Source organism: Armatimonas rosea (assembly GCF_014202505.1).
Lineage (GTDB): Bacteria > Armatimonadota > Armatimonadia > Armatimonadales > Armatimonadaceae > Armatimonas > Armatimonas rosea.
In genome coordinates this window covers 1-20,588 of record NZ_JACHGW010000010.1, presented here as the reverse complement: position 1 = coordinate 20,588, position 20,588 = coordinate 1, and the positions used below count along the sequence as shown (strand labels likewise).

General features: G+C 54.1%; 16 protein-coding genes and 1 pseudogene. 5 read left to right on the top strand and 12 right to left on the bottom strand.

Features of this window, described 5'->3' with window-relative positions; all coding sequences use genetic code 11:
* Positions 1 to 83 precede the first annotated feature (83 nt).
* The 11 genes and pseudogenes from HNQ39_RS30430 to HNQ39_RS28475 form a co-directional block, all read right to left on the bottom strand.
* Positions 84 to 632: pseudogene (locus HNQ39_RS30430) on the bottom strand (recombinase family protein); the annotation flags it as partial.
* Between the two features lie 234 nt (positions 633 to 866).
* A complete protein-coding gene (locus tag HNQ39_RS28520) occupies positions 867 to 3,017 on the bottom strand; it encodes a heavy metal translocating P-type ATPase (protein ID WP_184204011.1) in 2,151 nt (716 codons plus the stop codon).
* The gene (locus tag HNQ39_RS28515; RefSeq protein WP_184204010.1) at positions 3,014 to 3,316 is read right to left on the bottom strand and encodes a P-II family nitrogen regulator; all 303 of its coding nucleotides are present in this window, start codon (positions 3,314 to 3,316) and stop codon (positions 3,014 to 3,016) included. The genes HNQ39_RS28520 and HNQ39_RS28515 overlap by 4 nt, the downstream gene beginning before the upstream one ends.
* Positions 3,313 to 6,432, bottom strand: coding sequence for an efflux RND transporter permease subunit (locus HNQ39_RS28510; RefSeq protein ID WP_184204009.1), 3,120 nt, complete (start codon positions 6,430 to 6,432; stop codon positions 3,313 to 3,315). The genes HNQ39_RS28515 and HNQ39_RS28510 overlap by 4 nt, the downstream gene beginning before the upstream one ends.
* Positions 6,433 to 6,434: 2 nt before the next feature.
* Complete coding sequence (locus HNQ39_RS28505) at positions 6,435 to 8,036, bottom strand: efflux RND transporter periplasmic adaptor subunit (RefSeq protein ID WP_184204008.1); 1,602 nt, start codon at positions 8,034 to 8,036, stop codon at positions 6,435 to 6,437.
* Between the two features lie 38 nt (positions 8,037 to 8,074).
* Positions 8,075 to 9,268, bottom strand: coding sequence for a TolC family protein (locus tag HNQ39_RS28500; protein ID WP_184204007.1), 1,194 nt, complete (start codon positions 9,266 to 9,268; stop codon positions 8,075 to 8,077).
* 530 nt (positions 9,269 to 9,798) lie between these two features.
* Entirely contained in the window at positions 9,799 to 10,467 is a 669-nt protein-coding gene (locus tag HNQ39_RS28495; RefSeq protein ID WP_184204006.1) for a redoxin domain-containing protein, read from the bottom strand.
* A gap of 1 nt (position 10,468) precedes the next feature.
* Positions 10,469 to 10,981 (bottom strand): hypothetical protein, encoded by a 513-nt coding sequence (locus HNQ39_RS28490; protein ID WP_184204005.1) that lies wholly within the window; start codon positions 10,979 to 10,981, stop codon positions 10,469 to 10,471.
* A 311-nt stretch (positions 10,982 to 11,292) separates the two neighbouring features.
* Positions 11,293 to 11,604, bottom strand: coding sequence for an ArsR/SmtB family transcription factor (locus HNQ39_RS28485; RefSeq protein WP_184204004.1), 312 nt, complete (start codon positions 11,602 to 11,604; stop codon positions 11,293 to 11,295).
* A gap of 137 nt (positions 11,605 to 11,741) precedes the next feature.
* The gene (locus tag HNQ39_RS28480; protein ID WP_184204003.1) at positions 11,742 to 12,017 is read right to left on the bottom strand and encodes a hypothetical protein; all 276 of its coding nucleotides are present in this window, start codon (positions 12,015 to 12,017) and stop codon (positions 11,742 to 11,744) included.
* Between the two features lie 69 nt (positions 12,018 to 12,086).
* Complete coding sequence (locus tag HNQ39_RS28475; protein WP_184204002.1) at positions 12,087 to 12,497, bottom strand: hypothetical protein; 411 nt, start codon at positions 12,495 to 12,497, stop codon at positions 12,087 to 12,089.
* Positions 12,498 to 12,704: 207 nt separating this feature from the next.
* Between HNQ39_RS28475 and HNQ39_RS28470 the strand changes: the two genes are divergently transcribed.
* Together HNQ39_RS28470 and HNQ39_RS28465 are read left to right on the top strand one after the other, a co-directional pair.
* The gene (locus tag HNQ39_RS28470; protein WP_184204001.1) at positions 12,705 to 15,452 is read left to right on the top strand and encodes a phosphorylase family protein; all 2,748 of its coding nucleotides are present in this window, start codon (positions 12,705 to 12,707) and stop codon (positions 15,450 to 15,452) included.
* Positions 15,449 to 16,237, top strand: a complete 789-nt coding sequence (locus tag HNQ39_RS28465) for a hypothetical protein (protein WP_184204000.1) — start codon at positions 15,449 to 15,451, stop codon at positions 16,235 to 16,237. Before HNQ39_RS28470 ends, HNQ39_RS28465 begins: the two co-directional genes overlap by 4 nt.
* Positions 16,238 to 16,384: 147 nt before the next feature.
* On the opposite strand, the gene HNQ39_RS28460 is transcribed toward HNQ39_RS28465, so the two are convergent.
* Positions 16,385 to 16,594: a M48 metallopeptidase family protein gene (locus HNQ39_RS28460; protein WP_343075995.1), complete on the bottom strand. Its 210-nt coding sequence runs from the start codon at positions 16,592 to 16,594 to the stop codon at positions 16,385 to 16,387.
* 951 nt (positions 16,595 to 17,545) lie between these two features.
* On the opposite strand from HNQ39_RS28460, the gene HNQ39_RS28455 reads away from it, so the two are divergent.
* From HNQ39_RS28455 to HNQ39_RS29720, 3 genes are all read left to right on the top strand, one after another.
* Positions 17,546 to 18,460 carry a TIR domain-containing protein gene (locus HNQ39_RS28455; RefSeq protein WP_184203998.1) on the top strand — a complete coding sequence of 305 codons (915 nt, stop codon included), beginning with the start codon at positions 17,546 to 17,548 and terminating at the stop codon, positions 18,458 to 18,460.
* Positions 18,461 to 18,468: 8 nt separating this feature from the next.
* Complete coding sequence (locus tag HNQ39_RS28450; protein WP_184203997.1) at positions 18,469 to 19,164, top strand: adenylate/guanylate cyclase domain-containing protein; 696 nt, start codon at positions 18,469 to 18,471, stop codon at positions 19,162 to 19,164.
* Positions 19,165 to 19,379: 215 nt separating this feature from the next.
* Positions 19,380 to 20,556 (top strand): IS3 family transposase gene (locus tag HNQ39_RS29720; RefSeq protein WP_343075994.1). Its coding sequence is split into 2 segments (ribosomal slippage): positions 19,380 to 19,640 and positions 19,642 to 20,556, totalling 1,176 coding nucleotides; the frame shifts between segments, so codons are not numbered across the junction.
* Positions 20,557 to 20,588 lie beyond the last annotated feature (32 nt).

The following is a 20,588-nucleotide window of genomic DNA, read 5'->3' as shown; positions in this document are numbered from 1 at the left end:
GCCGCCGCCCTCCCCACAGGCGCTTTACGCTTAACTATGCTCTTTCCACTGCGAGCCTCTGTTTTCTGAGCTACTTCTTCCTCAGTACGAATGTACTTGTAATAGGTGTTGCGACAGACCCCCAGAATCTTGCATATCTCAGCCACAGAGCGGCTCGTGTCGTTCTTGAGCGCCAGTGCCGCCTTCTGTTTATTGGTGTCCATGATCCCCTTGGGACGGCCACCAGTGCGCCCACGAGCACGAGCTGCCGCTAGCCCCGCATTCGTTCGCTCTTTGATAATGTCACGCTCAAACTCGGCCAGAGATGCGAAAATATGAAAGATCAGCTTGCCGCCACTGGTCGTGGTGTCGATGCTCTCCTGGAGGCTCTTGAAGCCTATGCCCTTGCTTTCCAGATCGCGCACCGTCTCGACCAAGTGCGGCAGGGAGCGCCCGAGCCGATCCAGCTTCCAGACCACGAGTGTGTCTTTCTTGCGGCAGAGCTCCAGAGCGGCGGTAAGACCAGGGCGCTCGGCTTTTCCGCCGCTTGCCGTGTCCGTGAAGACTTTCTCGCAACCCGCGGCCTTGAGCGCGTCCAGCTGGAGATCGAGGTTCTGGTCGGTGGTCGAGACGCGAGCGTAGCCAATTAGCATGGTCGGAAGTGTCCTTTGGGTTCTGGTAAGTCATTTGTACCACGATACTCACTTTTTTTGAGGCTCTTGGTACTTTGATTTAGTATACTAGTTTCGTGAACACTTTTTGCTGATCCTGTCGGTGGGAGTGTGAGTCGTCTCTTGGAAAATCTGACGTACCATGAAAACGAACGTTTTTGCGTATTTTTGTCTACTTGTCTAATACCTAACTCGCAAAGGTCTCGTATTTGGAGTCTACCTCGTAGGGCGACGTAGCATCCTTAGGCCATTAGCCACCACGAGCAAGCTCGCACCCATGTCAGCGAAGACTGCCATCCAGAGCGTCGCTGTCCCCGCTAGAGCCAGGGCGAAGAACACTACCTTTATCCCGAGCGCCAAGCTGATGTTCTGCACGAGTACCTGCCCGGTCTTTCGGGAGAGCCGCACGAATGCCGGGAGCTTCCTTAGATCATCTTCCATCAGGGCAACATCGGCGGTCTCTATTGCCGTATCCGTGCCCGCAGCGCCCATCGCGAAGCCCACCGACGCTTTCGCCAGTGCGGGCGCGTCATTGATCCCATCGCCCACCATCCCGATACTCTCCGGCCCAAACTCCTTCAGCAGCGACTCGATGGCCGTGAGCTTGTGCTCTGGCAGCAGGTCTCCCTTGGGATCGTCCACGCCTGCTTCCTTGGCTATCGCTTCGGCGGTGCGCTGGTTGTCGCCCGTGAGCATCACGGTGCGAATACCAAGAGCGTGAAGCTCCTTGACCGCAGCAATACTCGTTTCCCTGAGCGTGTCCGCGACTCCCAGAACCGCGAGCGCCTGCGTGTCATCGGTCAGGATCACGGGTGTCTTTCCCTCCGACTCCAACCGCGCCATCACCTCCTCAACGTGCGGGCCGCAGACCTTGTTTTCCTCGGTCAAGCGATGGTTACCCACGTAGTAGCGCCGTCCTTCCAGCGTTCCCGTGACGCCCCGGCCTACCAGCGCCTCAAACTCCATGACGGGGAGCGGCTTGCAGTCGTGGCCCAGAGCGCAGGAGGCCACGATAGCGGAGGCAACGGGATGCTCGCTTCCTGCATCGAGGCTTGCCGCGAGGTGCAGCAGGTATTCTGGAGAGCCATCGCCTAGGGGAATCACGTCCGTTACCACCGGTCTGCCCGTCGTGAGCGTTCCGGTCTTGTCGAGCGCGATGACCTTCAGGTTCTTGCCTGCTTCCAGGTAGCCGCCGCCCTTGACCAAGATTCCCTGACGCGCTGCTGCTGCCAGCGCCGAAACGACCGTGACGGGAGTGGAGATCACGAGGGCGCAGGGACAAGCGATAACCAGCATGACAAGCGCCTTATAGAGCCACACGCTCCATGTCCCATAGCCAAAAAGCGGAGGAGCAACTGCCACCAGGAGTGCCAGCACGACCACAGCAGGTGTGTAGATACAGGCGAACTTGTCCACGAAGCGCTGGGTAGGGGCTTTCTCGCTTTGGGCGTCCCGAACGGCCTTGGCGATGCGATCCAGCGTCGTGTTGCCCTTGACCGCTGTGACCTCGATAACCAGAAGCCCGCGCCCGTTGATCGTCCCCGCAAAGACAGCATCGTTTACTTGCTTCTCGACGGGAAGACTCTCGCCGGTGATGGGAGCCTGATTCACCGCCGAGGCTCCCTCCATCACCTTGCCATCCAACGGAATACGCTCACCAGGTTTAATCCGGATGCGTTGACTAAGAGCTACCTCTCCAACAGGCATCTCGTGCCAGTGGCCTTCAGTCTCACCCTCGTGAACGTCCCAGACGCTCGCAGTCTCGGGAGCAAGCTGCATAAGCGCCGAGATCGCGCCACGGGCTTTCTCCAGCGAGTAGGACTCGATCAGCTCGGCCACGCCAAAGAGAAACGTCACCATCGCGGCTTCCGGCCACTGCCCAACCACCATCGCCCCGACGACCGCCAGTGCCATGAGGAAGTTAATATTGAGGGTCAGGGTCTTGAGGGAAGTGAAGGCTTTACGGAACGTATCGCGTCCACCAAGCGCTAGCGAGACGAGCACCATCCCGATAACCACAACGCTTTTCTCGTTGCCCGTGAGCCAGGCTGTCAGCTCCGCGCCGCCCGCCAGCGCCCCGGAGAGTCCCAACCAGACCCACTTGAGCTTGTGGCCTTTACTGGTCTCTTCCTGCGCCTTCTGGACGCTCTCGTGGCTGTCTGCGATCTGAGGAGGCATGCCAAGTTTGGTAAGCGCAGCCTCGACGGTGGCTGGGTCGCTGCCTTCGATATTGGTGACCGTGAGCACCCGATTGATGAGGTCGAAGTCCAGCCGCTCGACTGCCGGGTGGCTTTTGAGGCCATTACGAATGATCTGCTCCTCGGTAGGGCAGTCCATCGCAGAAATGTAGTAACGGGTCTGGTTCATAAGATCTGATCACCAGTACGAATGCGCACCGCCCTCTCAATCGGAATGACGAAGATACCACCATCACCGGGGTTGCCCGTGTGAGCGCTCGATTGGATTGCAGTAACGATTGTCTCTACCAGTTCGTCGGGTGCAATGATCTCTAGCTTAGACTTGACGACTTGCTCGTAGTGTCCTCGGGTGACGCTCGCAGCTCGCGCCTCGGAGATTGTCACGCCTGGCAAGCCCTCTATTTCATGTAGAGCTGCAAGGACTTGCTCCAACCGGAAGGGCTGGATGATCGCTTTTATCTCTTTCACAGTACGTCTCCTTTCTCGGGGGACACTTCGACATCGACGCTCTGCTGCTTCTCGAAGAGGATATAGAGCACTGGTAGGACGAGGAGAGTGAGGAGCGTGCTGGAAGCAATTCCCCCGATAACGACGGTAGCGAGTGGGCGCTGCACCTCCGCCCCGATTCCCATATTGAGCGCCATGGGTACGAAGCCCAGCGACGCCACCAGCGCGGTCATCAGCACCGGACGCAGACGACTCCTGGCTCCTTCACGCACGGCCTCTGGTATATCCAGCCCCTCTCTCCGTAGGCGGTTAATCGCACTGACCAGCACGACACCATTCAGGACAGCGACACCCGAGAGTGCGATAAAGCCAATACCTGCCGAGATCGAGAACGGCATAGACCGCACGACGAGGCCGAGTACACCACCGGTAACAGCAAGCGGCACTCCGGTGAAGATCAGGGCGGCTTGCTTCAGGCTCCCAAACGAGAGAAAGAGCAGCAGGAAGATTAAAGACAGTGCGAGAGGGACGACCACGGTTAGCCTTGCGCGTGCCCGCTGGAGGTTCTCGAACTGACCGCCCCACTCCAGGTAGTAGCCCGAGGGAAGCTTGACTTGCTTCTCGATAGCTGTTTGCGCCGCTTGCACGAAGCTGCCTAGGTCCGCGCCTCGGACGTTACACTGCACCACGACACGCCGCCGCCCGCTCTCCCGGCTGATCTGCGCGGGCTGGCCGACCGTTTCAAAGCTTGCCAGGCTTCCTAGGGTTACTGTGCCACCAGACGGCGTGACAATGGGGAGGTTTTTTACCGCTTCTGGGTCACCGCGCACCGACTGGGGCAAGCGAACCACGAGATCGAAGCGCTTATCGCCCTCAATGACCTGGCCCAGCGGCTCACCGGTAAACGCCGACCCGATCCACTCCTGAACCTCCGCGGCACTCACTCCGACCCGCGCCGCGGCTTCCCGATCCACCGTTAGCTGGAGCACGGGCACATCGTCTACCTGCTCCACACTCACATCTGCCGAACCGGGAACCTTACCCAAAACCGACGCGATTGCATCGGCGTTCTTCTTGAGCGTGTCGAGATCCTCACCAAAGACCTTGATGCCCACATCTGCTTTCACGCCCGCCACCAGTTCTGAGAAGCGCATCTGGATCGGCTGGGTGAAGCCGTAGCCCTGGCCGGGAACGTCCTTGAGGGCTTCTTCCATCTCCGCAATTAACTTCTCCTTGGTAAGCCCCTTGCGCCACTCACTTTTGGGTTTAAGTGCGATAATGCTATCGGTCAGGCTCATGGGCATCGGGTCGGTGGCGACCTCCGGCGTCCCCGAGCGGGAGAAGACCGTGATGACCTCAGGAAACTCCTTCAGGCGCTTCTCCATGGCCGTCACAAGGCGGATGGTCTCTTTCTCGCCTACGGTGCGAAGCCGTACGGGCTGGACAACGGCATCTCCCTCGTCGAGCTGGGGAACAAACTCACTGCCCAGCCGAGAAAAGAGGATCAGGGAAAGAGCCACCAAGCCGATGGCTAGCCCGACCACGAGCCCGCGCAGGCGCAGTGCGCCCTCCAGAGCGGGCTGGTAGACCTTGGCAAAGAAGCCCATGACAGGGTTCTTGCCTTCTCGCGTATCCCTGGAGAGCAGGAGCGAACAGAGGGCAGGAACGAGCGTCATGGTGAGGATCAGGGCACCGATGAGGGCGAAGATCACCGTGAAGGCCATCGGGTGGAACATCTTGCCCTCTGTGCCTTCCAGCGCCAGGATGGGCAGGTAGACAACCGTAATGATCGTCACCGCGAACGCCACCGGCTGGGCTACGTCCCGCGATGCCTTCCCTACCTCGAAGCGAACCTCGTCACGGGTGAGGGTTCTACCGAGCTTCTGCCGTGCATGGGCAAGCTCCGCAACCGCGTGCTCGACCATCACCACTGCGCCATCGACGATAAGCCCGAAGTCGATTGCCCCCAGGCTCATCAGGTTCCCAGAGATGCCAAAGCGGTTCATGTTGATGAAGGCAAAGAGCATCGAGAGAGGAATCGCTAGTGCAACAATCACCGCGCCTCGCACATTGCCCAGTAGCAAGAGAAGAACCGCTAGGACGAAGATACCGCCCTCAACAAGACTTTTCTGGACGGTGCCGACCGCCTGGTTCACCAAGTGCGAGCGGTCGTAGACGGGGGTAAGCGTCACGCCCTCAGGCATCTGCTTCTGGATGGTAGCCAGGCGCTCCCGCGCCGCGCTCGCCACGGTGCGCCCGTTGGCTCCCTTGAGCATCATGACGATTCCTAGCACGGTTTCCTTACCATCGCGGGTCGCGAGACCGGTGCGAGCAGGAGTTCCCAGCCCCACCTTTGCGACATCGCGCACGAAGATCGGCGTCCCTCGCTCCGCCGTCACCACGATCTTCTCGATGTCCTCGATTCCCGTGACAGCTCCGACGCTACGGACGAGAAGTTGCTCGCCCTGGCGCTCGATAAAGCCCCCTCCGACATTGGCGTTGTTCTTCTTCAGCGCCTCCAGGAGTGCATCTAAAGAAACCCCTCGTGCACGGAGGCGCTGCGGGTCGGGCTGGACTTCGTACTGCTTCTCATAGCCGCCGGTCGCGTTCACCTCCGCCACTCCGATAACCGTTCGGAGCTGGGGCTTTATCTGCCAGTCAAAGAGGGTGCGAAGCTCCATGGGAGTGAGCCGGTCGCTGTCCACGCTGAACATGAAGACCTCGCCCAGGCCTGTCGAGACCGGCGCAAGCTCTGGCGCAGCGACGCCCGCAGGGAGCTGTTCTCGGACGCTGTTCAGGCGCTCGGTGACGAGCTGGCGTGCGAAGTAAGTGTCGGTGTGGTCGCTAAAGGTGATGGTCACTTGCGAGAGGCCGTACTGGGAAAGAGAGCGAACGCCCTGCACTCCTGGTAGCCCACCCATTGCGGTCTCGACCGGGAAGGTGACGAGCTTCTCGACCTCCGGTGGAGCCATGCCACCAGTATTGGTATTGATCTGCACTTGATTGGTCGTGATGTCGGGGACGGCATCGAGCGTGAGCTGCTGCCAGCTGACAACGCCAAAGCCAACGAGAGCAAGCGCTGCAAGGATCACCAGAAAGCGTTGCGCGAGGCTGAAGTTTAAGATGCGCTCTAACATAGCTACTCTTCTCCCTTCAGCTCATCTTTTTTGCTCTCGCTCTTGAGAACAAAAGCCGCTTCCACGACGACGGCCTCTCCAGCTTTGAGGCCGCTCTTGACCTCGACAAGCCCGCCCGACTTTACTCCCTGTACAATTTCTCGCTTCTCAAACTTGCCGCTCTCCTCCACAAAGAGATGGGGCTTGCCCTCCAGTTCGACGAGTGCGGACTCTGGCACTGCAAGAACCTTCCGTGCGCTGCCCAGCCCGAGCGCGACACGGGCGAACATACGGGTCTTGAGCTTGCCCTCCGGGTTGCTCACCAAAAGGCGGACCGGCAGGGCGCGGGTCTTGTCGTCCACTTGGCTCCCGATGCTCTGCACCGTCCCAGTGAAGCGCATCTTGGGGAAGGCAGTGACAAAGATGCTGGCCTGCTGGCCAATTCGCACTGCGCTTATCTGCGCCTCGGGAACCTGCGCGGTGACCTGCACAACACTCTCATTCTGAAGGGTAAAGAGCACCGTGGTGCGCTCGATGGTCTCCCCCTGCGTGACGCTCCGCTCGGCGACGATCCCACTAATAGGCGCTTTCACCACAACCCGTCCCCCCTGACCGGGGGCATGATCTGGCCCTTCGAGGGAGTAGAGATTGGTTTGGGATGCTCGGAGGGCTGCTTGTGCTCCCACAAGCATCGTGCGGGCTGCGGCGACACCCCGCTCCGCCTTTCGTAGCACCTCGACGCTCTGGCTGCGCTCGCTCTGCGCCTTGCGTACATCGGCTTCTGTATCGCGCAAGGTTGCCTCCGCCGTCTGTACCTCACGGGCATTGAGCAGACCCGCCGAGGCGATCTTTTGCTCGCGCTCTAGCGTCAGGCGGGCGTTCTCGACCCGGCGTTTTGCCTTCTCGACATTGGCCTCGTCTTGCCGGTGCTCTAGCTGTGCTTGCTCCAACTCAGCCCGACTGACGACATCTTCCTTAAAGAGCCGCTCGGCACGCTGAAGGACAACGAGGTGCCCCTGAAGCTCGGTCTGGCTCTTGAGCAGCTCACTCTGGGCTTCGGACAGCTCGCTCTGAGCGGCTTGGAGGGGAGCCTGTGCAAACGCCCCCGCCGCTGCGAGCTCCTTCTGCCGTGCGAGCGCTTGGCGTGCGCCCTTGACACGCTCCTGACCTTGGTCGATAGCGGCATCGGCGACCTTGACTCCCGCTGCCGCTTGCCGCACCTCGGCCTGTGCGGTCTGGAGAGCCGCGCTCGCTTGGGCGATATTGGCCTGTGCTTGCTCTGCGGCGGCATGGGCTTGTGCCACCTCGAAGCTATCGAGCGTCGCCAGCACTTGGCCTACTGACACGCTGTCGCCGGGCTTTGCAAGGAGGGAGATGATCTTTCCCGGTGCGCTTGGGGTGAGCTTAATCGCCCGATTTGCCGCGACCTCGACCACACCTGGAACGTCCTGAGTGGCTTGGAGAGACTGGAGAGTCGCCGGTTCCGTGCGAATCCCTGCGCTCTTCCTGGCCGATTCAGAGAGCTCGATACCAGCACCTTCCGTTTTTGTAGCGCCCTTTTCTTCAGTGGCTTTCTGGACGGCAGTTTCCTTCGGCTGACAGCCGGAGAGTAATGCAATGGGCACCAGCGCAAGGATGATAAGGTTTCTATACTTGAGTAGGGTCACTTTTGGCCTCCCATGGCGCGGGTGAGCTCTACTTGGGCAAGCGCCAGCTCCGCCTGAGCTTCGGTGTACTGGGTGAGTGTGGCTCGGTAGGTTCGCTGCGCTTCTAGGACGGCAAGAACCGAGGTCTTGCCCTCGGCAAATCCAAGCTGGGAGGCTCTCAGGAGCTTTTGTGCCTGGGGAAGTGCCTCGGCAAAGCTGGCAAGAATCCCATTTGCTCCTTGGAGCCGTGCAAGCGCTTGGACGACCTCTTGGCGAATCGCCTGTTTTGCCTGCTCGATCCGGTCCTCCTGTGCTAGCGTTGCCACTTCTGCCTGCTGAATCTTGTTCTTGCGTGCCCCCCAGTCAATGAGAGGAAGGCGCATGGCGATGGAGAAGCCATAGTCGCTTCGCTTGGGAGTCTGGAACGTGACGTACTGGGACCGGAATTGAGGAGCGATGTCGGGCTTACCCTCAGCACGAGCCAGAGCGGCATCTTGCACTAAAATCTCACGTTGGGCACTCTCAACAGCCACTTCAGAGCGAGCGACAAGCGCACCGGATAGGGCGACCTCTACGGAGGGAAGCTCCATTTTAATGAGGACTACTTCAACCGTAGGAATGGGAGAGGAAGGGGCGCGACCAAGAGCGACATTGAGTGCAGCTTCTGCTTGTCGAACTTTGGAGAGAGAGAGGATCTCTTGCTGCTGGGCGCGAGTGACTTCTAGGCCCGTCTGGGCAATGTCTACTCCCGGACGGCTCCCTAGATCGACCTGCCTTTGTGCGAGGCGCTGCACCTCTTGGGCGGTCTCGACCAGAGACTTAGCCACAGCCTGGAGTTCGCGCTCCCGCCAGAGTTCGATATAGGCGTTTTTGACCGAGGCGATGGTTTCGCGGAGCTCTGTGGTTAGGCTGGCTTCAGCAGCTTGAACTTGGGCGAGTGCCCCGCGAGTTCGGGCAGTACGCGTGCCATTGATCTCCAGCGGCTGGGTAATGAGCAGCTCCTCGGTGGTGCCGTTGAACTGATCCAGAGCAGGCGCGAAGCTAATCTCCGGGTTGGAGAGCGCCCTTGCAGCGCGTAATGAGAGTCGGGCCGCTTGGGTCTCTTTGCGAGCTGCTGCAAGCCGCCGATGGTTTAAGAGTGCCTCCTGCACCGCCGCCTCTAGCGAGAGGATGGGGGCAGGGGCTTCGTGAGTTAAGGTAAGGACAAACAAAAAATGCCTCCGAAAACGAAGTCAGCGAGTAGCAGAAGCGACTCGCAAGGTGACGTAGATCGTTTTCAGGAAGCGGGTGGGGCGCGAAGGCCAGAGGGCAGCAGGTCATGCTGCAAGGCGGGGGGGCCGCGATAATCGGGAATACGAACGAAGCGGACAGCAACGAAAGGGACTGCTTCAAGTAAGAGTGGTGTGGGAACCAGGACAAACAATACGCTGGGGAAGGGTGCAGCAGTTGCCAGCGATCCCTGATGGTCGCTGGCACTTGTCCAAACGGGGGTACAGCCACAACCTGCCTGACAGAGACCGGGGGCCTTGGTGTCGGTTGTGACTTTTCGGCAGTTCTTGTCGTTCTTTTTCGTGTCGAGCTGATCGCAGCAACAAGACAGAGTGCCACAGAGCCGCCCGTCACAGAACCAACTTATCGTCGAGGCGAGCGAAGGCGCGCTGGCTGAGAGCACCAGCAGCAAGGCCACGAACAGTCTCCAGGACCCAAGTCTTCGCATCGATTATGATTAGTATACCGGCTGTCAGGGAGCGAGCGTTTCCTTGATAGTGCTCTTGATCTCTTTTACATCGATCTTGCCGCTCCAGTGCCTCAGTATCTGCCCGTCTTTAACCAGCATCACCGAGGGCACCGACTTCACGCCCCATTGCTTCCAGGTATCGCCACTGTCTAGCAAGATCGGGTAGGTGAACTTGACCTTGGACTTGGCAAGAAACGGAGAGACCTTCTTAGCTCCCTCTTCGTCAATGGAGATGCCAACGACGGTTAAGCCCTTGGCAGCGTACTTTTCTTGGAGCTTCTGCATGTCGGGCATAGCCTTGACGCACGGGACGCACCAGGTCGCCCAGAAGTCCACCAAAACCAGTTTTCCCTTGAGAGATTCCAGCGTCACCGTCTCGCCCGTTGGGGTCTTGAGTGTGAAAGCGGGCGCGGCTCGTGGGACGGGCGCTGGAATGAATGTCTCCGGGTCTTTGAGAAACTTCTCGACCTCGCCTTTGTTGCAGAAATAGTAAGTCTTGCCCTTGTAGGCCACGGCCCCCGCAGGCTTCTCTTCCTCAGCTTCCCCGTTCTGGGAGCAGATGAAGCAAACTGCCTTCGCCGGAAGCTTGCCCGTGACGCGCTGGGCCTTCTCCTGAGCAAAAGCTCCCACGACGATACAAAGAGCGGCCAGTGCCGCAATAACGTATTTCATCCTAAAAGTTCCTCGCAAAGGCGATACCGATGCGCTTGTTAAACGCCGCGATGAGACTGATGCTCTCGCCGCGCTTGCTAAACCATGAAAGAGTTGTGTGGCCGTACTTACCATCACACATTGGCAGGAGCACCAAATTGTCCTTCAAGGCGAGACTAGCCCCAAAGGGTGTGAGCACCTCCTTACCGAACTCCGAGTAGGAGAGCCCAAGATAGGGTGCTACCCGTCCCTTTTCTCCGCTGAGCTGCTTCTGCGCGGAGACGAAGTAGCTCATGCCATGAGGTGTTCCGATCCTATCACTGGAGAAGCCCGCGATGATTCCTGGGCGGCTCTCATTCTCTGTCTGAATGAAGTAGTTTCCCACCGGATTGAGCTTCGCATCGGGCGCATTGGCGTTGTACTCCACTCCGATCTGAAACTTAGGCGAGATTCTCTCTGTCAATGTCGTGCGCCAGCGGGGGCGCTCCTGCACGGAGTCCACATAACGCTGAGCGAACTGAAACTTACCTTGCACGCCACTCGCACGGAGCGGCGACCCCTCACCGGGTCAGCCGGTTCACGGGGGGAGTGTGGAATGCAGCTTGTCCTTGATAGACTGGCCGCCTTCTTCCTGAGCCCAGGCAGGAGCGACCAGTACGGCAAGGAACGCTGCCGCAAGAAAACGGCATCGCATTCTTACTTACTGGCTCCATCGGTCTGGCAACAAGCACAGGTGCAGTTGCAAACGCCATCGGTGCAGCAACCATTGGCGGCGCAGCAGGCATCACTACAACAATCACAGCAGCTATTTTTAGTTTCGGTATTCATGGTCTTTTCCTTCTTTGTTTACTTGCCACTCACGAAGGTGGCGATGGCTCCGAGGGCGTCAGGCTTTACTTTGCAGTAGACAACTCGACCGCGCTTCTCCGTTTCAATCAGGCCCGCGTCGCGCAGCTCGTTGAGATGGTGCGTGAGGGTACTAGGAGCACAGGGCACCTGGCAGCGAATCGCACAGATCGCCGTGCCGTCGCACGAGCCGCAGCACTGCCCCGAGTCGGTGCTATAGCCACAGGTAGGGCCACAGCAGCGGATGCAGTTGTAGACCGCGAGCCGGGTGGGATCGGAGAGTGCTTTGAAGATCGCGATAACATCTGGCATGGGCGAGTCCTTTCGATAACTGTCGAAGTTATATCGCGCCCCCGTGAATACTTCAACATCTATCGAAAGATTTTTTGGGAAAGACAAAGCCGAACCGAGCGATAATCTCACTCAGCCCGGCTTCGTCTCAGCTTACGCTACTTGCCGTGGGGCTTGGTGCCAGTGTGCGGCTTCTTGGCATCGCAGCACTTATTCTTGCTACAGCCACAAGAGTCTTTACAGGCTTTCTTCTTGGCGTCACAGCACTTGCTATGGGGCTTGCAGCAACCCTTCATCGAGCAGCAGGCCTTGCCGCCAACGCAGCAGTTGCCACCCTCGCAGCAGGACGCGGCGAAAGCCGCAGGGGTAAGCGTGGCAAGAGGGGTAAGCGTGGCAAGGCAAGCTGCCACGAGAAAGAAGGTCGAACGTTTCATAGATTTTCTCCAAAACGAAATCGGTGGGTTCTAGAGCGTCGGAGCCCCGAACACAAAATGACGATAGTTTCAGGAGAAGGTTGGAGGAGCGCGGGGAGAAGCTGGAGAAGGCGGTGGGCCTCGGTACTGGGGAGTGCCTTCGTAGACAACGGGAGGAACGACCTCAAGGTACTCAGGACGAGGCACTGGCACAGTAGCCATCGTCAGAATAGCGATGCCCGCTACGGGCTCTTGTGTCAGTGCACCAGGAAGTGGTGCATGACCAGGCGTGGTCTTGATCTCGCAACAAGAGCGATTTGCAAGTTCAAGCTGGCCTGAGGGAGTTGGTCGGATGGCACAACAGGACTTGGGATCATCTTCCACGGCAACGGGCTGCATTGCCTGACCGGAGACGCGGCAGACGAGGCGAGCTTGAGCAGCTAGCGGGAAGGAGTTCACCACCAGAAGCGTCACCAGTAAGATCGCCAAAAGTCGTCGCATGGTTATGTATTGTATACCATCGGTTCGTAAACAAGAGTTCCGCAAGTGTTTGTGTAATTGCCGTTTTCTCACTCAACATCCAAACCGTTCATTTTAACGACCGTTTTTATGGTACACCTCTAGACTGTCGTGAGTCGCCTTGACCTGCTGGGGCAATCATCTGCTAAAACGACCACTATCTCGAGCTCACGTTGTATACTTTTATGCATGCACCTTTCTGCTGATGTTCTGTTGGTTACGGTCAATTCTCACGAGACACGACAACTTTTTGAAGCCTTCAATGAGATCCATAAAGTGACCCCTAATCCGCTTCGCCCTAGGTCACGAACCTACAACGATTTTGGTGAGATCAATGGGATGCGCGTTCTGCACACACTCTGCGAGATGGGAACCTCAGGGCTGGGCAGCGCCCAACAAGCGATTGATGAGAGTATTACTGATCTCCAGCCCCACTCGGTAATCATGGTGGGAGTTGCGTTTGGGGTGAACCCGAAGAAGCAAGCAATCGGTGATGTGTTGGTTTCTCGACAGCTCTCTCTATACGAGCAAGCACGAGTCGGGGCTAAGACAAACATTGCTCGTGGCGATAAGCCGCACGCTTCGGCAGAGTTGGTGAACTACTTCAGCAATACACAGCTTTACTGGAGCGAAGCCAAAGTTCGAATCGGCTTGGCGCTCTCGGGAGAGAAGCTGGTGGATAGCCCTGAATTTCGTGACCAGCTTGTGGCACAAGAGCCTGAGGCTATTGGCGGCGAAATGGAGGGGGCGGGTCTTTATGTTACCTGCCAAAAGCGAAAAGTCGACTGGATTTTGGTCAAGGGGATCTGTGACTGGGCGGATGGCAATAAGGGCGAGGACAAAGACGCACGCCAAGCCCTAGCCGCACGAAACGCGGCACGCTTTGTGGCGACAGCCTTTCAGCTCGCGCCACTAAAGCGAGTAACGAACCCTTTTGAGCAGGCGGCCCTCCCAGAGCCGCAATCCAATCTGGGGGAGTCTGAAAATGCGTTTATTGGGCGTGAGGCGCTGGTCGAAACGGTCCAGGTGTGGGCCACTGACCGAACGGTGGAGTGGATTCTCTGTCTTCGTGGGCCGGGTGGGGTGGGCAAAACCCGACTTGCGCGCGAGGCGGGGCGCACGCTCCGGGGGCAGTTCGATCGCATCTGTCTAGTGAACTTGGAGTCGCAGAGCCTGGAGACGGTGACTCCAGCGCTCGTTGCTAGTGCGATGGCACAGACGCTAGGGCTGAGCGAGGGGCTGAAGGAGCCGGATAAGGAGCTGGCCGGGTTGCTGGTAGGGCAGAAGCTCTTGCTGATCCTGGATAACTTCGAGAGCGCCGATACGAAGGCGACCCGGACCTGGCTGAAGGACTTTGCGCTCACGGGGATCAAGTGCCTGGTGACGAGCCGCAAGCGCTGGACGGTGCGAAACATAGCCCGGGATGTGCTGGTCAAGCGGCTAGTGGTGCCTTCCTCCCCCACCCGAGACTTCGATATGTTATTCGCCGTCCAGCTCTTTCGCGACCGCCTAGACTCTGAGGTGGCACTCGCTCCCTACGCTACCCTCTCCGACTCCGACCGTGCGGCACTGGTGCGGATTCTCCAGGTGACGGAAGGATTCCCTCTGGCGATTCAGATGGTCGCGGCGAACCTGCTCCACTGGGAGGGCACCCTGGCATCGCTGGCAAGTGGCCTGGGGGTGAAGGAGCTGGCCTACCGCCACGACCTCGACGAGTCCGGGGGCGGGCCGGAGCGCCACGAGAGCATGGGGGCATGTTTCCAGTGGTCGCTGAACCTGCTCCCGGAGGACGAGCGGGCACGGTTCCTCAAGCTAGGCGTCTTCCCCTACGACTTCAGCCCGGAGGCCGCCCAGGAAATCTGCGGCGTCTCCCTCGAAGATCTCCAGCGTTGGTGGCAACGCTCGCTAGTCGAGCGTGACACCACCCCCAACTCCACCCGCCGCTTCCTCCTCTCCCTCGTGCGCGAATATGCACGTGAAAAAATTCGTAAATCTGATGAAAGTATTTTAATAGGTAAAAAGACTGATTATTTTATCAAATATATGATCAATTCTGATAAAAATACTATTTTTGAAATATTAAAAGAAAAAGAGAACGTCGTGCATGCAATAAAGAATTGCATACGTAATGATGATTCTAGATGCTTAGTCTTTTTTAATAAAATTGCGGAGATTTTTTATACCAATGGTTTCTATGAAGAAGAAATAATGACTGATATGTTAAAATTATCTAATAATAACATTCTTATTGCTAATATATATTACAGAATTGCTGAATCTTACTACCATAAATCAGATAATTTGAATGCCAAGAAATATTTTAAAAAATGCTTTACTGATATTAATGATTGTTCGGAAGATTATGTACATTCTGATTTACTAATTTCCGCGTCAGTACGTGGTAGGTATGATATTTTGCGCAGAAGAGAAGAGAACTTATTCGGAAAAAAAGTGATTACTAAATTTAGGAAAAAAGATCTCATTATATATGGCTATAAAAAAGCTATTGAATTACTTCGTGATAATAGAGAACTTGAAAAACTGCACCTTGAATATAAAATAGGTGTGACTTATGAAATCCAAAAGGATTTCGGAGAGGCAAATGATATTTTTTTAAGGTGTCGTGATGGTTTTTCGGGGAAAGATATAAGATATTTTGCAAATAGTTTGTTTAGACTAGGTAAAATATCATATGCTTATGAAGATGATGAAAAAGGTGATCAATATATGAATGATTGTTTAAAAGAGTATAAAAAAATTAACAACAAATTTGGGATATGTCACGCAAATTTGCAACTGGCAAGTTCTTATTGTAGAAGATCTCATAGTGACTATAAATTATTTCTTGACTGTGCATACGAAGCCGCCTTGGAAACTAATTCGAGACGAACAATGGAGCAGTATAATAAAATATTGGAAGGTATGAAAAATAAATGAAAATCGAAAAATGCACTATTAAAAACAACGAATATGCTTATGAGAAGCCTAACGAAGATTTTATGATAACTGATATAGATAAAGGCATTTATATAGTGTCTGATGGAGTTAGTCGAAGTCCTAAAATGGGTAAATATCCAAATCCTAGCCCATCTGCTGAAATCGCTAAGATCTTTTCGGAGAAATTATACCAATTAATGACTCTAAAGGCAGAAGAGATCAGCGAAAGTATGAGTCAAAAAGATTTATATGTGAGTATATTTCCAGAGTTGAGAAAATTTAATCAGCTGAAATTTCCTGTGATGAATTATAATGAAGAGGATTACGCTGGATTAGTTTGTATTTCAGTCTTTGTTTATAACAATTGTATATATTTTTCATATGTGGGTGATTGCATAGGAGTTTTTTTGGGGAAAAATAGGATTAATGTATTTACAGAATTTCAAACCGATGTTGTGGACATCTTCAAAAGAAATAATAAGAGTTTGAAAAATTTGACTGAAGTCATAAGGAGAGATCTACGAAATAATATTGAATCTGAATACGGATATGGGGTTTTAAATGGAGATTTTGAAGTAATGAATTTTTTAAAAGAGGGAGTCTTTCAATATGAGGAAGGAGATAGGCTTGTTTTATGTTCGGATGGGATACGTCCCGTAATAGATCATAATTTAGATATGCTAAAAAATGGAAAATGTGATGAAATAATAAAAAAATCTATAGAATTAGAAAATCTATATAGTATAAGAAGTGATGATAAAACTATAATAATTGTTGATTTTTAATAAATGTCAGATATTTTCTCTCTTAAAGATCTACTTCGATCAGTTTCCCGTGCTCGCGTAGCCAATCTTTGGCCTGCTCGTAACGCGGGACTTATACAGTCACAATGTTCCAGAAGCGTGGGGGGTGGACACAAGCAGATGGGCTTGCTAGTGCACGATGAGATAGTCGATCACGTAGGTGAGAGCCTTGATAATGCGCCAGTCGAAGTTGAGGTTGTTGCTGGACGTGCAGGAGCCCCAGTGGTACTTGCGACCGGACACCTGAACTTGGTTGTAGCTTGCTCCCATCGCCCTAGTGAAGTGCCGTACATGGGCTACCCCCGTTTTTATATCACCAGAGTCCTCACGCCCTACCACTTCTCGCCAACGTTAAGCTGGCATCCTCTTTCGAGCTGGTCTCCCACTCCAAGCGTGACGGTAATACGTCTCCAGATGTCTACCCTTTAATAGGTCGCGAACTCACACTGGCTTTGGTAGCCCATGGCCACCTGTTACTGTGTGCTCATTACTCGAAGTGAGAGGGTATAGTGTTGGATTATGACCAAGTCTGCTCAACTCGCTACCTAAGAAGCCTCGATGGTCGGCTCCCTTGAATTAGATCTATAAGGCACTATAGTGGTCTAGGAAATGACCCGCCCCCCGTTTAGGTCAATACCTTGCAACGGAACGAAAAGTACTAATAAGGGCAAACGCTTTAGGCAAACAACCTCTAGATGTAGATGTAGGAGCAGGCATAACAAGGCTCTGGAGGCGCGGATTCACACCAACTGCCTCTCCCTAGCCCCCAGCGTTCCAGGGCAAGTGAAGCGTCCAAAAAGAGTAGTTTTTGGTCATGCCTCAGATGCCCAATTTCTTGATGGAGCAATGCCCGTAGATGGAAGGAGGTTTTTGGTCACCCAGAAATCTGCCTGTGGCTCCCCAAGAAGGTGTTTGAACGTTTGCCTGTGTTTGCCCTTATTAGTACTTTTCGTTCCGTTGCAAGGTATTGACCGTTTAGGTCCAACAGGAGCGTTACTCGGCTCCCGATTTCTCGGGTCGCGGCTGGCTCTCCAGCCACGCGCTAGGAGTTAAATCTCACAAAGAACTATGCAGCCTGAACTCTCCATGTTGTGCATTAAAACGTTCCTTTTTGGCGACAACTTAGAGATCGAGCAACTGCCGTGGACCGGAGACCACCGCCAAAAACGGTCATATACATCGGCATGCTTCTTCTTGGAAAGGCGCATCAGCCTCAAGAGTATGGCATGATATAATCCTAGTGTTTGCTATAGTTTGCTTTGGGTTAGTGCTTATCATTAGGTATGATGTATGATTGAGAGATTTGAAGGCGTAGATGGGAAAAGGCGGCTAGCTGAGTTACTACTTGAGCAGACACTCGTTGGGCACAATACCTCCCTAGCCGACTATCTAGCCTCATGCGGTGAGCTAGTTCCGATAACTGCGGGAACCGTTCTGATCGAACAGGGGAACAGTGATACCGACCTTTACTTCATTATCACTGGCTCTTTTGATGTCATCGTTAATGGAAAGAAAATGGCCTTCCGAGCAAGTGGGACACATGTTGGGGAAATGGTATTAGCTGATAAATCCCTTAAAAGATCGGCTACTCTCCTTGCTACAGAAGAGTCTGTGGTACTACGTATCACAGAACCCCAATTTAAAGAAGCAGCAGATAAAAATCCTGAAATATGGAAGAGTATTGCAAAAATTCTAGCGAGACGTCTAGAGCAACGTAATTCACACGTTGCAGCAACACGCGATAAAATCAGAGTATTCATCATGTCATCTGCAGAATCACTAGAGATTGCCCGCGCAGTTCAAAATGCTTTAGAGCATGACCCTTTCCATGTTGTTATTTGGACAGATGGCGTATTCTGTGCATCATCGTACCCTCTTGAATCCCTTGAAGAACAGGTCGACTTAGCGGATTTTGCAATCGCCATAGCACAAGCGGACGATAGCACCATGACGCGACGCAAAGATTGGCCTACAGTTCGAGATAATGTTGTCTTTGAGCTAGGCTTCTTTATGGGCAGAATTGGCAAGAAGCGATCGATATTGATAGAACGCCGAGGTGAAGAGCCAAAATTACCTTCCGACCTTGCCGGTTTTACAACGCTTTCTTATAAATGGTCAGGAGAAGTCAAGGAACTACCTGCTGCGATTGCTCCAGTCTGCAATAGGCTTCGTGCTATCTTTCATGATCTAGGAACTAATAACTGAGGACGCTCATGTCGCTTGAAGAAAAACTTAAAGAATCTGTAGCCTCGACTCTAAAAGAGCAATGGACTGAGCGCCAAGGTAGAGTAGTTCCTGATCTTGACAGTCTAAAATTAGGTAATGATGCAGTTAAAATAAATGGGACTGTTCTTTATGCAGACATGTCTGGATCGACAAGTCTCGTAGATAATTTTAAACAGCACTTTGCAGCAGCGATCTATAAGTCATATCTAGAATGTGCTGCGAGGATTATCAAAGATGAGGGTGGTACGATTACAGCATATGATGGAGATCGCATCATGGCTGTTTATTTGGGTGATAAAAAAGACATAAGCGCAGTCAGAACAGGATTAAAAATAAATTACGCAGTTAATAAGATTATCAATCCTGCTATTAAGATCCGGTATCCAAAAACAACATACTCAATGAATCATACTGTAGGTATTGATACGAGTGAGTTATTTGTTAGTCGTGTAGGAGTACGGAATGATAATGATTTAACCTGGGTAGGAAGAGCAGCTAATCATGCGGCAAAGATGAGTGATCTTGCTGATGGATATGTATTTATTTCATCCGATGTCTTCAGTATGCTTGATGATTCTACGAAATATGGCGGTAAAGACAAGACGTCAATGTGGGAAGCTCGAAGCTGGACTGCAATGGCAAATAAAACAATTTATCGTTCTAACTGGATTTGGAAGTGCTGACTATCGCGACAAATTTGAAGCAAGAATAGTTTGTCGCTACTACCTCTGTTCGTGATCAAAGAGTTGGCTTTTGATAAAATATTGGCTCATTCGTCTGAATGAGGATTGATCCCAAAAATCTAGTTTCCGCTTTGGGAGTCAGAATATAGTGGTCCGGGAAAATCGGACAGTCGGACGGGCTTTTCTAAGAAATTCGGAAAGCCAAAATAGACACCATGAGAAAGCAACATAGCCCCGCCTTCAAAGCCAAGCTCGTCCTGGAGGCACTACGCGAAACAAAGCCACTCACACAGATCGCAGCAGAGAACGAAGTCCATCCCGCACTGCTCACCAAGTGGAAGAGCGAAGCTGTCAACTCACTGCCCGAAGTCTTTGAGCGAGGAGCCAACAAAGACAAGAGCGCACAGGAACACGAGAAGCAAACCACAGAACTCTACGAACAAATCGGAAGGCTCAGCGCACAGCTCGCCTGGATCAAAAAAAAAGCTGGCATCGGAGCTGACACGAAATGAAAGAGTCAATCTGCTCGAACGGGGGCAGGCAGCAGAGCTACCCCTCACTCAGCAAGCCGAGCTACTCACCCTCTCGCGTACCCACCTCTACTACAAGCCTAGTCCGCCAGGGGAAGAAGAACTCAAGATCAAGCGGCGGCTCGACGAGATCTACACCGAGGCTCCCTTTCTCGGATCACGCAAGATCGTCACCCTCTTGGCAAATGAGCAAATCCACGTCGGAAGGCACAGAATACGAGACTATCGCACCCAAATGGGGCTTGAAACCCTCTATCCGAGGCCAAATCTCTCTAAACCAGGGGCAGGGCCAGAGCACAAAATCTATCCCTACCTCCTGCGAAGCCTCACCATTGACAGGCCAAATCAAGTGTGGGGAGTCGACATCACCTACATCCGGATGGCATCCAACTGGATGTACCTCGTGGCCTTCCTCGACTGGTACAGCCGATACGTCGTTGCTTGGGAGGTCTCAGAAACCCTGGAGCTACCCTTCGTGCTGGACTGTTGCCACGAGGCGCTGGGCAAGACCGTGCCGGAGATTATCAACTCAGACCAAGGTAGCCACTTCACGACGGAGCGCTTCACCAGCTGCTTCACGGCGGCGGGAGCCAGAGTCTCCATGGACGGTCGAGGCCGTTATGTGGACAACATTTTCACCGAACGCTTGTGGCGCTCGGTCAAATACGAGGAGGTCTACCTGAAGGAGTACACCTGTCCCCGCGACGTCCGACAAGGGCTGAGCTGGTACCTATCCTTTTACAATGAGCGCCGTCCCCACCAGGCGTTAGGGAACGCTACGCCTGCTCAAATCTACTATGGGGCGACTTTAGTTTTTCGGGCAAAACATACGCTAAGGAATCCCATCTTGGCCCCCAGGTAAGAATTGACGATAGAATCGGTGCACCACAAAAC